We start from the raw sequence: 11970 nt of genomic DNA on the forward strand, positions 1-11970 counted from the left end.
TTCCGAGCGGGTATCCAGGAGTGGGCGTCTAGAGCTTGCGGAAGTCCCATGAGACGACCGACTCCGGGGTGAGCCGGATCCACGCGTGCCGTCCGTCGTGCGGCATCTCCTCGATGCCGAAGTTCTTGACCGGGAAGATCCGCTCCGCCTCCGCCAGTTCCGGGCACGGCTCGCCCGTGCGCGGTGCCTCGCCGACGAAGACGGCGCTGCCGGACAGTTCCACGCCGCGCAGTTCGTCGTACGACTCGCCCGCGTCCACGACCACCGAGATCCGCGGGTCCTCGCGCAGGTCGGACCAGCGCCGGCTGCGTGTGATCGAGTACAGCCACAGCGAGCCGCCGTCCCAGGCGAACCACAGGGCGCCCACATGCGGCCGCCCGTCCGGGGAGACCGTCGCGACCCGGCAGGTCCGCTGCTCGCGCAGGAAGGCGTCCACTTCCGCGTCGGTCATCATGATGCGGCGGCCCCGCCGCTGAGTCTGCTCCATGTGTCCCGCACCCCTTCACATCTGACTATGTGTCAGGAATCATGAGCGCTCTTCCGCCGCCACGCCAGGGGGAGCCATGCCGGAATTCGATCCCGCCACCACGGCGCTGCTCACCGTCGAGTGCCAAAACGGCGTCGTCGGCGTGGAGAGCGCGCTTCCGGAACTCGCGAAGGAGGCCCGGGACTCCGGGATGCTGGACCGCGTCGCGGCACTGGTCGACGCCGCGCGCGGAGCCGGCGTACAGGTGCTCCACGCGGTCGCCGAACGGCGACCGGACGGGCTCGGGGCCAACACCAACGCGCGCCTGTTCCGGGCCGCCGGGAAGCTGCCCGTGCGGCAGCTGTCCGGGAGCAGTGCGGTGGAGGTCGCGGCCCCGATCGTCGTGGCCGAACAGGACCTGGTGGTGCGCCGGCTGCACGGGCTCTCCCCGATGGCCGGCACCGATCTGGACGCCCTGCTGCGCAACCTCGGCATCCGCACCCTCGTCGTCACCGGCGTCTCCTCCAACATCGCGATCCCCAACACCGTCTTCGACGCCGTGAACCTCGGCTACCAGGTCGTCGTCCCCGCGGACGCCATCGCCGGGGTGCCCGCCTCCTGCACCGCCGAGGTGATCCGCAACTGCCTCGCGCTGGTCGCGGCCATCACCACGGCCGAAGCTCTGCTCGTGCGGTGGGCTCCCGCGCACTGACCCCCGTAACCTGGGCGGATGCTGTCCGAAGTGATCGCGACCCGCTACGTCACGCCCTTGCGTGAGGGCGGCTCGCTCCCGGGAATCGTCGAGGCCGACGACCTCGGGACCTACGTCATGAAATTCACCGGAGCCGGCCAGGGACGCAAGACCCTGGTCGCCGAGGTCATCTGCGGGCGCCTGGCCCAGCGGCTGGGCCTGCGGGTCCCGCGGCTGGTGCAGATGCAGCTCGACCCCGTCATCGGGCTCGGCGAGCCCGACCAGGAGGTGCAGGAGCTGCTCAAGGCCAGCGGCGGCCTGAACCTGGGCATGGACTACCTGCCCGGCTCGATCGGCTTCGACCCGCTCGCGTACCGGGTGGATCCGGTCGAGGCGGGGCGCGTGGTGTGGTTCGACGCCCTGATCAACAACGTCGACCGGTCCTGGCGCAACCCGAACATGCTGGTCTGGCACGGTGACGTGTGGCTCATTGACCACGGCGCCACCATGATCTGGCACCACAACTGGCCCACGGCCCGGGCCGCGGCCGCCAAGCCGTACAACGCCTCGGACCACGTACTGGCCCCCGTGGGCCCGGACATCGCGGCCGCCGCCGCCGAGCTCGCGCCCCGCGTCACCGAGGAGCTGCTCACCGAGGTCGCCGCCGATGTCCCGGACGAGTGGCTGGTCGACGAGCCCGGATTCGACTCCACCGACGCCCTGCGCCGCGCGTACGTGGAGGCGCTGCTGCCACGGGCGGCCACGATCCACGAGCGGATCTCGTTGGAGGCGGAGGTGAAGGCCCCGGCGGGTCCGCCCGGCTGGCTCACCGACCACCTGACCGAATGGCCCCACAAGACGCACAAGACCCACCAGAAGAAGAGCGACGGCGAGTGACCAAGCGGGACGTGTTCGAGTACGCGCTGGTGCGCGTGGTGCCGCGGATGGAACGCGGCGAGTGTTTCAACGCCGGCGTGATCGTCTACTGCCGGGGGCGTTCCTACGTCGCCGCGCGCACCCACCTCGACGAGGCCAAACTCCTCGCCCTGGACCCCGAGGCCGACGTGGCCGGGGTACGGGCCGCCCTGCGCGGGGTCGAGGGCGTGTGCCGCGGCGGGGAGCGGGCGGGCCAGGCGGCGGGAGACGACGCGGGCCGCCGGTTCCGCTGGCTGATCGCCCCGCGCAGCACGGTCGTCCAGCCCGGGCCGGTACACACCGGCCTGACGGCCGACCCGGAGGCCGAACTGGAACGGCTGCTGGACCTGCTGGTCCGCTAGGCCACGGCCGAGCCCCGCGCGCCACGGCCTGGCCCCTGCGCGGGCCCGGCCCTGCCCGGAGCCTCCGGTGGGTCCCGTGACGGGAGAGCTCGGCCATCGGCCGCGCGCCTCAACTCCGGCGGGGCGGGGCATGCCTGCCGTTGACACCGGGTGCCAGGGCTCCTAGCGTCTCCTCAGCTGAAGCTACTAAGCGGTTGCTCATCTCTGGGCGGCCGCCTCTCAAGGGCGAGGAGATCCAGCATGTCCACCACCGAGCAGCGCGTCGCGATCGTGACCGGGGCGGCCCGGGGCATCGGCGCGGCCACCGCCGTACGCCTGGCCGCCGAGGGACGGGCGGTCGCCGTACTCGACCTCGACGAGGCGGCCTGCAAGGACACCGTGGAGGCGATCACGGCGGCCGGTGGCAAGGCCCTGGCGGTCGGCTGCGACGTCTCCGACGGCGCGCAGGTGGAGGCGGCCGTCGAGCGCGTCCTGAGCACGCTCGGCGCTCCGACCATCCTGGTCAACAACGCGGGCGTGCTGCGCGACAACCTGCTGTTCAAGATGAGCGAAACCGACTGGGACACGGTCATGAACGTGCACCTGCGCGGTGCCTTCCTGATGGCGAAGGCCTGCCAGAAGTACATGGTCGAGGCCAAGTTCGGCCGCATCGTGAACCTCTCCAGCAGCTCGGCCCTCGGCAACCGGGGTCAGGCCAACTACTCCGCCGCCAAGGCCGGCCTGCAGGGCTTCACGAAGACCCTGGCCATCGAGCTCGGCAAGTTCGGCGTCACCGCGAACGCCGTCGCCCCCGGCTTCATCGTCACCGAGATGACGGCCCAGACGGCCGCCCGTGTCGGTATGGGCTTCGAGGAGTTCCAGGCGGCCGCGGCCACGCAGATCCCGGTCCAGCGCGTCGGCCGCCCGGACGACATCGCCAACGCCATCGCCTTCTTCACGGGCGAGGCCGCCGGCTTCGTCTCCGGCCAGGTCATGTACGTGGCCGGCGGCCCGCTCAACTGACGAGAGGCAGGGCGTACGTCATGACGTACAGCAGCAGTGAGAACGGCCGCGCCGACAGCGGCAAGGTCGCGCTGATCACCGGGGCGAGCCGGGGCATCGGCTACGGCATCGCCGAGGCGCTGGTCGCCCGGGGCGACCGGCTCTGCATCACCGGCCGCAGCGAGGACGCCCTCAAGGAGGCCGTCGAGCGGCTCGGCGCCGACCGGGTGATCGGTGTCGCCGGCAAGGCGCACGACGAGGCCCACCAGGCCGTCGCGGTCGAGCGCACGATGGAGGCCTTCGGGCGCGTCGACTTCCTGGTGAACAACGCGGGCACCAACCCGGTCTTCGGCCCGATCGCCGACCTGGACCTCGGCGTCGCGCGGAAGGTCTTCGAGACCAATGTGATCTCGGCGCTCGGTTTCGCCCAGCGGACCTGGCACGCCTGGCAGAAGGACAACGGCGGCGCGATCGTGAACATCGCCTCCATCGCCGGCATCTCCGCCTCGCCGTTCATCGGCGCCTACGGTATGAGCAAGGCCGCCATGGTCAACCTCACCCTCCAGCTCGCCCACGAGATGGCACCGGGGGTCAGGGTCAACGCGATCGCCCCCGCGGTGGTCAAGACCAAATTCGCGCAGGCGCTCTACGAGGGCCGGGAGCAGGAGGCCGCGGCGGCCTATCCGCTCGGTCGGCTCGGGGTTCCGCGGGACATCGGAGGGGCTGCGGCCTTCCTGACTTCTCCACAAGCGGAATGGATCACGGGGCAGACTCTGGTCATCGACGGAGGAATGTTCCTCAATGCCGGAGTGCATTGACCGATAATCGGACACATTTGCCTCCCAAAGGGAGGTAAATGCATACCGAATATGCACGGAACCGGTCAAGTGCCCCACGAAACCTGGTCATTGGATTCGTGGGGCACTGCGGTAGGGTCTGCCGCACCCCTGGCTGAACGAGGAGCGTGCACGTGTTCAACCGGACCAGATGCCTGCAGATCACTGCGGCCCTTGCGTCCATATCCCTGCTCGCCGGATGCGGCATGCTTTCGGACGACAGCGGCGACGACGCGAAGAGGATCGTCGTCGGCACGACGAGCGCGCCGAGCACCCTCGATCCCGCGGCGGCCTGGGACGGCTCCTGGGAGCTCTACCGGAACGTCTACCAGACTCTGCTGGCCTTCCCCACGGGCGCCACCAAGCCCCAGCCGGACGCCGCCCAGAGCTGCGAGTTCACGGACTCCGCGAACGAGTCGTACCGGTGCACCCTGCGCAAGGGCCTGAAATTCTCCAACGGCGAGCCGCTCGACTCCAAGGCCGTCAAGCACTCCCTGGACCGGATCCGAACCATCGGCGACAAGCTCGGACCCAAGGACCTCTTCGGCACCCTCGAGAAGATCGAGGCCCCGGACCCGCTGACGGTCGTCTTCCACCTGAAGACCCCCGACGCCACCTTCCCGTACGTCCTCGGCTCGCCCGCCGCCTCGCTGGTCGCGCCCAAGGACTACCCGGCCGACAAGGTGCGCGCGGACGCCAAGGTCACCGGCTCCGGCCCGTACGTCCTCGAGTCGTACGAGGAGGGCGGCGAGGCGGTCCTCGGCAGCAATCCGAGCTACGCCGGCTTCGCCAACCGCCGTAACAGCGGAGTGACCATCCGTTACTACAAGGAATCGACCAAGATGGTCGCGGCCCTGAAGGCCAAGGAGATCGACGCCACCTACCGAGGCCTGTCCGCCCCGGAGATCAAGGACCTCCAGACCCCCGCCTCCCACGACCAGGGCGTCCAGGTCGTCGAGAACGTCGGCGCGGAGATCCGCTACCTGGTCTTCAACCCCAAGGACCCGCAGGTCAACAAGCTTCCGGTGCGCCAGGCCATCGCACAGGTCATCGACCGCGGCGCGCTCGTGTCCAAGGTCTACCAGGGCACCGCCGAGCCCCTCTTCTCGATGGTTCCCAAGGGCGTCGTCGGCCACAAGACGCCGTTCTACGACAAGTACGGCAACCCGGACCTCGGCAAGGCCAAGAAGATCCTCAAGGACGCCGGGATCAACCAGCCCGTGGAGCTGACGTTCTGGTACACCACCGACCGGTACGGCGCCTCCACGGCCGACGAGTTCACCGAGCTCAAGCGCCAGCTGGACGAGAGCGGGCTCTTCAAGATCACCCTGCGCGGCCAGCCCTGGAAGGTCTTCCAGGAGGGCTACAAGAACGGCGAGTACCCGGTCTTCGGCCGTGGCTGGTTCCCCGACTTCCCGGACCCGGACAACTTCATCGCGCCGTTCGTCGGCAAGGAGAACGCGGTCGGTACCCCGTACGAGCCCGCCGAGGTCCTGACCGACCTGCTGCCCAAGTCACGCCGCGAGGGCGACCGCTCGGCCGGCATCCAGCAGTTCGAGCGGGCCCAGCAGATCTTCGCCGAGGACGTCCGGCTCCTGCCGCTGTGGCAGGGCAAGCTGTACGTCGCCGCGCGTGAGGACATCGCCGGCACCGAGCGGGCGCTGGACCCGCAGACCGCCATGCAGATGTGGGAGCTGTTCCGCAAGCCCAGCTGGTAACCGCAGCTCGGAGGCGGGCGGCCGGAGCGTTGTCAGTGGCCCCGGGTAGGTTCTGGAGCAGTCGCAACGAACTTGTACCGGAGGTTGTCGCCGTGACCCAGATGCTGCCCGAGTCCTGGCTCCCCGTCCTCGGCGGGGAGCTGGACCAGCCCTACTTCAGAGAACTCACCGAGTTCGTCGAGAAGGAACGGGCGAACGGGCCGGTCTACCCGCCCCGCGAGCAGGTATTCGCCGCGCTGGAGGCCACCCCCTTCGAGCGGGTGAAGGTCCTGGTCCTCGGCCAGGACCCCTACCACGGCGCCGGCCAGGGGCACGGCCTGTGCTTCTCCGTGCGACCCGGGATCAAGGTCCCGCCCTCCCTGCGCAACATCTACAAGGAGATGAAGGAAGAGCTCGGCCTCCCGGTCCCGGACAACGGATACCTGATGCCGTGGGCCCGGCAGGGCGTCCTGCTGCTCAACGCGGTGCTCACCGTCCGCGAGGCGGAACCCAACTCGCACAAGGGCAAGGGCTGGGAGAGGTTCACCGACGCGGTGATCCGCGCGGTGTCCGATCGCCCCGACCCGGCCGTCTTCGTGCTGTGGGGCGCCTACGCGCAGAAGAAGATCCCGCTGATCGACGAGGAGCGGCACGTGGTCGTCAAGGGCGCTCACCCCTCCCCGCTGTCGGCCAAGAAGTTCTTCGGCTCCCGGCCCTTCACACAGATCAACGAGGCCGTCGCCGCGCAGGGCCATGAGCCGATCGACTGGCGGATCCCGGACCTCGGCTGACGCCCCACCGCGCCTCGGCGCCATTGCCGGTGCCTCCGGCTAGCTTTTTGATGATCAGACCGGAGCAGGTCTGGCTGAGCCAGTCGGAGGCCGCGTTGACGGAGCAGCAGGAGGCGTCGGAGGACGCGGTCATGACCAGGATCGGCCAGGCGGTCATCCTGCTGCACGCCGGGGACCGCGAGGAGGCCCGCAACCGGCTCGGTGAGATCTGGTCCGAGATCGGCGAGGAGGGTGATTCCCTCCACCGCTGCACGCTCGCGCACTACATGGCCGACGCCCAGGACGATCCCGCCGACGAACTGACCTGGGACCTGCGGGCCCTGCGCGCCGCCGACGGGCTGGGGGAGGACCCCCGACCGCGGGAAGGGCGCACGGGACGGCACGAGCCGCACCTCGCGATGCGGGTGTTCTACCCGTCCCTGCACCTCAGCCTGGCCGCGGACTACGTGAAACTGCGGCGGCCCGAGGCGGCCCGGGTCCACCTGGCGCGGGCCCGGGCGGCCACCGGAGCACTGTCCGACGACGGATACGGGAACGGCGTACGGGCCGCCATCGCCCGGCTGGAGCGGCGGCTGGCCGCGGAACCGGACGGGGGTCCCCGCCCGTTCCCGGAACAGTCGCCCTAGGGCCGTCCAGGGGCTTCGGCCGGGTGCCCCGGGCTCCGCGCACTCCCCGCGGGATCCGGTGGTGCGAGAGCCGTACGGTCGCCCGGCAGGCCGGTCACCCGTCGCGCAGGCCGGTCACCCGTCCCGCACGCCCGCGCAGATCCGGGCCTCCGGACTGTCCGGGTGCCAGTGACCGTGCCGGCGGCCCAGCGCGCACACGTCGGCCGGCCGCACCGGGAGCTCCCGCATCAGCTCGCGCGGCACCTCCACGTCCGCCCGCGGATGGTGCGGGCGGCCCTCCGGGCGCCCTGGGCCGCGTGGGGCGGACTTCGGCGGCTCCGGGATGTCCTGGACCGGCGGCGCGGCCTCATCGGGCCCGCCCGCGGAGCCCTGCGGGGTGCGCGGAGCGGACCTGCGGGCGGTCGCGGAGGCCGTCGGGCCGTCGGGCCGCTCCGGCGCCGCCCGCAGCGCCTCCAGGGCGGGCGCCTGGACGACCACCAGACCGGCCCCCGGTCCGCCACGCGGCTCGTGCCGCGGCGGCACCCCCGAGGAGGGGGCGGCCGCGGGCTGCGCGGGGACGGGTCTCACATTCACACAGCCGGAGACAGCCGAGACGGCACAGGCGACTGAGAGCAGCAGCGTTGTCGTGGTTCGGGTTGGATGCACTCGCGCAACTCTGCTGTGCGAGGACCCCGTTGCGAAAACCCGGAGCCGATATTGACCCCGCACGGGTGACGGGAGCGGGGTGTCCGGCGGACACCCCGCCTACTCGCCGGTGGCTCCGTCGATGTGCTCGCGCAGCAGGTCGGCATGGCCGTTGTGGCGCGCGTACTCCTCGATCATGTGGGTGTACACCCAGCGCAGGCTGAAGGCCTCGCCGCGGTGGTGACTGGCGGCGTCCGACACCAGGTCGAGGGAACGGCCCGACGCGGCCTGCCGTGCCAGCTCGACCTCGGTCTGCCACACCTTCTCGGCCGCGGCCCAGGTATCCCCGTCGGTGAAGTGGAAGTCGCCGTCCACATCCTCCCGGGTGCTGTACAGCTCCGGCAGCTCCTCGCCCAGCATGATCTCCCGGAACCAATAGCGTTCCACCTCCGCCATGTGCCGTACGAGACCCATCAGGCTCAGCTCGGAAGGCTTGAGCGGGGTGAGGCGCAGCTGCCCGTCGGTGAGGCCGGCGCATTTCCAGGCGAGGGTGGAGCGGTGGTAGTCGAGCCAGCCGTCGAGCATGTCACGTTCGTTGGCGGTGGTGGACGGCTCGACGCGGTGGGATCCATGGGAAGTCATGGTCCACATCCTCGGCGAACGAGTCCCCCGCCACCAGGGATTAAGCTGCGGGCGTCCCCAACGAACCAACCTGGAGGCTCCCGGTGAAGGTCGGCTGCATCGGACTCGGCGACATCGCGCAGAAGGCGTACCTGCCCGTCCTCACCAACCGTCCGGGAGTCGAGCTGCACCTGCAGACCCGGACCCCCGCCACGCTGGAGCGGGTCGGCGCCTACCACCACATCCCGGCGGAGCGCCGGCACACGGATCTGGACTCGCTGCTCGCCGAGGGGCTCGACGCGGCCTTCGTGCACGCTCCGACCCCGGTCCACCCCGAGATCGTCGAGCGGCTGCTGGAGGCCGGCGTGCCGACCTACGTGGACAAGCCGCTCGCCTACGAGCTCGCGGACTCGGCGCGGCTGGTGGAGCTGGCCGAGGAGCGCGGGGTCTCGCTCGCCGTGGGCTTCAACCGCCGTCACGCGCCCGGCTACGCGCAGTGCGCCGACCACCCGCGCGACCTGATCCTCATGCAGAAGAACCGGGTCGGGCTGCCGGAGGACCCGCGCACCTTCGTGCTGGACGACTTCATCCACGTCGTCGACACGCTGCGCTTCCTGCTGCCCGGAGAAGCCGACCACATCGACGTCCGCGCCGTGGTCCGCGCGGGGCTGATGCACCAGGTGGTGCTCCAGATGTCCGGCGCCGGTTTCACGGCGCTCGGCATCATGAACCGGCTGTCCGGTTCCACCGAGGAGATCCTGGAGGTCTCCGGGCAGGACACCAAACGGCAGGTGGTCAACCTCGCCGAGATCATCGACCACAGGGGCCAGCCGACCGTGCGGCGCCGCGGGGACTGGGTACCCGTCGCCCGCCAGCGCGGCATCGAGCAGGCCGTGGACACCTTCCTGGAGTCCGTCGCGGCGGGCAGGACCGTCAGCGCCCGGGACGCGCTCCTCACCCACGAGCTGTGCGAGCGGGTGGTGCGCTCGGCTCTGGAGCAGGCCTCCTGAGCGAACGGGTGCCCTGGACGGCGCAGTACACCGCGAGGACGGTGAGGGACGCGGCCACGGCCCAGTCCCCGGAACGGACATAGAGGGTCGCGCCCCCGGCGAGCGGCACTTCGTACACCGCCGCCGTGCTCGCGGAGGTGGGCAGGGGGCGGCCGATCCGCTCGCCGGACGGGCCGTACACCTCACTGATGCCGGTGAGAGTGGCGTGCACCATGGGGCGGCCGCTCTCGGCGGCCCGGAGCGAGGCCAGGGAGGCGTGCTGCGCAGGTGCCCAGCTGTCCTGGAAGGTGGAGGTCGCCGACTGGGCGACGAGCAGGGCGGCCCCGTCGCGAGTGAGGCGCCGGGTCATGTCGGGGAAGGCCGACTCGAAGCAGACCAGCGGGCCTATGCGCAGTCCGCTCCCGGGCAGGTCCATGACCACCGGCGCCGCGCCGCGCATGCGGTCCTCGCCGGCCGCCTTGCCGACCGAGGTGGCCCAGCCGAGCAGTGAGCGGGCGGGGACGTACTCGCCGAAGGGCACGAGCCGCATCTTGTCGTACCGGTCGCCTGTCGGGCCCTCGGGGCCGATGAGCACCGAGCTCTTGTAGATCCCGGCCCGGTCCGACCGCCGCGCGTCCACATTCACCAGCAGCGGAGCCCCGACCTCGGCGGACAGCGAAGCCAGCCGGCGGGTCAGGTCCGGGCGCGCCACCAGGTCCGCGCCGACGCTGCTCTCGCCCCACACCACCAGGTCCAGCGGCCGGCCCGCCAGCTCCCTGGTCAGGCGTTCCCCGGCGGCGAACCGCCGCTCGGGACCCTCCGCGCCCGCCACCGGGCCCGGTTGTACGACGGCCACGCGCAGCCCACCCGACACCTCGGGCCGTGGCGCCCACAGCCACACCGCCCCCGTCAGCACCGCACAGACCGCCACGCCCCCCACCGCCGGTACCCGCACCGTCGGCACCGCGATCAGCAGGACCAGCGCGCAGTTCACCGCCACCACCAGCAGGCTCACCAGCCACACCCCGCCCACCGAAGCCAGCCGCAGCGCGGGCGCGACCTCCCACTGGCTCGCCCCCAGCAGCGCCCACGGCCCGCCCAGTCCCTGCCAGGACCGGGCCAGCTCCGACAGCAGCCACCCCGCCGGTACGAGGACCAGCGCGGCCCCCGCCCGGCCGGCCGCCGGGACCCCGCCCAGCAGCCCCCGCACCAGCAGGGCCCAGGGGATCCAGAGCAGGGCCAGCAGCGCGGCCACCGGCAGCAGGAACACGTGCAGGCTCGGCAGCAGCCAGTGGTGGACGGCCACGATGAACCCGGCTCCGCCGAGCCAGCCCTCGAAGGCCGCCCGCCGCCCGGTGGGGGCCGACCTCAGCAGCAGCATCCAGGGCACGAGGGCCGCGTAGGCGAACCACCAGAGGGCGGGGGCGGGGAAGGCGAGGGCGGGCAGCGCCCCGGCGCCGACCGCGGCCGCCGCACGCCACCGCAGGAACAACCCCTTCCGCCTCGCGACCATGGCCCGCCTCCGTTTCCAGTGTGGAGCAGGTGGAGCAGGTGGAACAGGTGGAACAGCCTGGACAGGTCAGCCGGAGGTGCGCCGCCACTTCTCGTGGACGGTGACGCGGGTGAGCCGCCAGCCGTCGCGGGTGCGGGCGAGCGTGAAGGCGTAGCGCCCGGCGGTGACGAGGTCGGGGGCCGTGGGAGTCACGTCGCGACCGTCCCTCGCCGGCCGCATCGGATTGAGGAAGTCCGCCTGCACCTCGGCACGGTCGCCGGGCGAACCGTCCAGGTCTTCCAACCGGATCAGCCGGTTGACGACGAGGTGCTGGCGTACGGGGAAGAGCTTCATGGTCTCCTCCAGCCAGCCCGCGACCTCCCCGACCGGCCCCTCGATCCCGCCCGACGAGCTGTAGTCGGCCCGCCCGTCGGCAGTGAAGAGGGCGCGGTACGCCGCCCAGTCGCCGTCGTCGACGGCCACCGCGTACCCCGTGACCACCTCGTCGATGGCCAGCCGGTCCATTACCGTCGCGAGGTCCACACGCTGCGTCATCGGGTCAGTGTGGGGCTGCCGGGGCGGAAGGCCAAGGGGTGGTGCGGGCCGGAACCGCCGAAAAGCGCCGTCCGGGCGGTCGGCGATCGAGCCTCAGCGACCGGAATGCGCCTCCCGCTGCCGTACCACGACGAGGAACGCGTCACTGTCCAGGTCCATTACCACCTCGGCGGGCACGCCCTCGCGCATCCGCTGCGCGGCGTACTCCTCGGCCGGCCAGCTTCCCCTCGGACTTCCGGCCGGAAAACGCTCCAACACCACGCGAACCATGGGACACCCCCTGGTGCTTGCCTTCAACTCTCTCCAGGGACAACGACGAGGAGG

15 protein-coding genes are annotated in these 11970 nt (G+C 71.3%); 9 read left to right on the forward strand and 6 right to left on the reverse strand.

Translation table 11 applies throughout. The features are described 5' to 3' along the window. Positions 1-28: 28 nt before the first annotated feature. Positions 29-487 carry a pyridoxamine 5'-phosphate oxidase family protein gene (locus ABZX75_RS21405; RefSeq protein WP_355412791.1) on the reverse strand — a complete coding sequence of 153 codons (459 nt, stop codon included), beginning with the start codon at positions 485-487 and terminating at the stop codon, positions 29-31. A gap of 76 nt (positions 488-563) precedes the next feature. Between ABZX75_RS21405 and ABZX75_RS21410 the strand changes: the two genes are divergently transcribed. From ABZX75_RS21410 to ABZX75_RS21445, 8 genes are all read left to right on the forward strand, one after another. After that, on the forward strand, positions 564-1178 hold the full coding sequence (locus ABZX75_RS21410; RefSeq protein ID WP_355412793.1) for a cysteine hydrolase: 615 nt from the start codon (positions 564-566) through the stop codon (positions 1176-1178). 18 nt (positions 1179-1196) lie between these two features. Next, complete coding sequence (locus ABZX75_RS21415; protein WP_355412795.1) at positions 1197-2054, forward strand: HipA family kinase; 858 nt, start codon at positions 1197-1199, stop codon at positions 2052-2054. Beyond that, positions 2051-2434, forward strand: coding sequence for a DUF3037 domain-containing protein (locus tag ABZX75_RS21420; RefSeq protein ID WP_355412797.1), 384 nt, complete (start codon positions 2051-2053; stop codon positions 2432-2434). The genes ABZX75_RS21415 and ABZX75_RS21420 overlap by 4 nt, the downstream gene beginning before the upstream one ends. 240 nt (positions 2435-2674) lie before the next feature. Beyond that, positions 2675-3436 (forward strand): 3-oxoacyl-ACP reductase FabG, encoded by a 762-nt coding sequence (gene fabG, locus ABZX75_RS21425; RefSeq protein ID WP_355412799.1) that lies wholly within the window; start codon positions 2675-2677, stop codon positions 3434-3436. Between the two features lie 20 nt (positions 3437-3456). After that, positions 3457-4233: an SDR family oxidoreductase gene (locus tag ABZX75_RS21430; RefSeq protein ID WP_355412801.1), complete on the forward strand. Its 777-nt coding sequence runs from the start codon at positions 3457-3459 to the stop codon at positions 4231-4233. Positions 4234-4385: 152 nt separating this feature from the next. Continuing rightward, positions 4386-5969: an ABC transporter substrate-binding protein gene (locus ABZX75_RS21435; protein ID WP_355412803.1), complete on the forward strand. Its 1584-nt coding sequence runs from the start codon at positions 4386-4388 to the stop codon at positions 5967-5969. A 101-nt stretch (positions 5970-6070) separates the two neighbouring features. Further along, entirely contained in the window at positions 6071-6739 is a 669-nt protein-coding gene (locus ABZX75_RS21440) for a uracil-DNA glycosylase (protein ID WP_355413017.1), read from the forward strand. Positions 6740-6789: 50 nt separating this feature from the next. After that, positions 6790-7365 (forward strand): hypothetical protein, encoded by a 576-nt coding sequence (locus ABZX75_RS21445; RefSeq protein ID WP_355412805.1) that lies wholly within the window; start codon positions 6790-6792, stop codon positions 7363-7365. Between the two features lie 114 nt (positions 7366-7479). Here the strand turns inward: ABZX75_RS21445 and ABZX75_RS21450 are convergent, their stop codons facing one another. Both ABZX75_RS21450 and ABZX75_RS21455 read right to left on the reverse strand, forming a co-directional pair. Continuing rightward, positions 7480-7932: a hypothetical protein gene (locus ABZX75_RS21450; protein ID WP_355412807.1), complete on the reverse strand. Its 453-nt coding sequence runs from the start codon at positions 7930-7932 to the stop codon at positions 7480-7482. 177 nt (positions 7933-8109) lie between these two features. Beyond that, positions 8110-8631 (reverse strand): DinB family protein, encoded by a 522-nt coding sequence (locus tag ABZX75_RS21455; RefSeq protein ID WP_355412809.1) that lies wholly within the window; start codon positions 8629-8631, stop codon positions 8110-8112. An 83-nt stretch (positions 8632-8714) separates the two neighbouring features. Here ABZX75_RS21455 and ABZX75_RS21460 point away from each other — a divergent pair, with 83 nt between their 5' ends. Beyond that, positions 8715-9620 carry a Gfo/Idh/MocA family oxidoreductase gene (locus tag ABZX75_RS21460; RefSeq protein WP_355412811.1) on the forward strand — a complete coding sequence of 302 codons (906 nt, stop codon included), beginning with the start codon at positions 8715-8717 and terminating at the stop codon, positions 9618-9620. On the opposite strand, the gene lnt is transcribed toward ABZX75_RS21460, so the two are convergent. The 3 genes from lnt to ABZX75_RS21475 all read right to left on the reverse strand — a co-directional run bounded on the left by lnt (position 9565) and on the right by ABZX75_RS21475 (position 11904). Next, on the reverse strand, positions 9565-11112 hold the full coding sequence (gene lnt / locus ABZX75_RS21465; RefSeq protein WP_355412813.1) for an apolipoprotein N-acyltransferase: 1548 nt from the start codon (positions 11110-11112) through the stop codon (positions 9565-9567). The genes ABZX75_RS21460 and lnt overlap by 56 nt on opposite strands. 66 nt (positions 11113-11178) lie before the next feature. Further along, positions 11179-11646: a nuclear transport factor 2 family protein gene (locus ABZX75_RS21470; protein ID WP_355412815.1), complete on the reverse strand. Its 468-nt coding sequence runs from the start codon at positions 11644-11646 to the stop codon at positions 11179-11181. Between the two features lie 93 nt (positions 11647-11739). Next, positions 11740-11904: a hypothetical protein gene (locus ABZX75_RS21475; RefSeq protein ID WP_355413039.1), complete on the reverse strand. Its 165-nt coding sequence runs from the start codon at positions 11902-11904 to the stop codon at positions 11740-11742. Between the last annotated feature and the right edge of the window lie 66 nt (positions 11905-11970).

This window comes from Streptomyces sp. NPDC003038 (assembly GCF_040611115.1).
Classification (GTDB): Bacteria; Actinomycetota; Actinomycetes; order Streptomycetales; family Streptomycetaceae; genus Streptomyces.

Bases quoted from the DNA above. Each gene is read 5' to 3' on its own strand.
- ABZX75_RS21470 (WP_355412815.1), bottom strand. From the start codon at position 11,646: ATGACGCAGCGTGTGGACCTCGCGACGGTAATGGACCGGCTGGCCATC.
- lnt (WP_355412813.1), bottom strand. From the start codon at position 11,112: ATGGTCGCGAGGCGGAAGGGGTTGTTCCTGCGGTGGCGTGCGGCGGCC.
- ABZX75_RS21455 (WP_355412809.1), bottom strand. From the start codon at position 8,631: ATGACTTCCCATGGATCCCACCGCGTCGAGCCGTCCACCACCGCCAAC.
- ABZX75_RS21430 (WP_355412801.1), top strand. From the start codon at position 3,457: ATGACGTACAGCAGCAGTGAGAACGGCCGCGCCGACAGCGGCAAGGTC.
- ABZX75_RS21405 (WP_355412791.1), bottom strand. From the start codon at position 487: ATGGAGCAGACTCAGCGGCGGGGCCGCCGCATCATGATGACCGACGCG.
- ABZX75_RS21410 (WP_355412793.1), top strand. From the start codon at position 564: ATGCCGGAATTCGATCCCGCCACCACGGCGCTGCTCACCGTCGAGTGC.
- fabG (WP_355412799.1), top strand. From the start codon at position 2,675: ATGTCCACCACCGAGCAGCGCGTCGCGATCGTGACCGGGGCGGCCCGG.
- ABZX75_RS21440 (WP_355413017.1), top strand. From the start codon at position 6,071: ATGCTGCCCGAGTCCTGGCTCCCCGTCCTCGGCGGGGAGCTGGACCAG.
- ABZX75_RS21445 (WP_355412805.1), top strand. From the start codon at position 6,790: ATGATCAGACCGGAGCAGGTCTGGCTGAGCCAGTCGGAGGCCGCGTTG.
- ABZX75_RS21415 (WP_355412795.1), top strand. From the start codon at position 1,197: ATGCTGTCCGAAGTGATCGCGACCCGCTACGTCACGCCCTTGCGTGAG.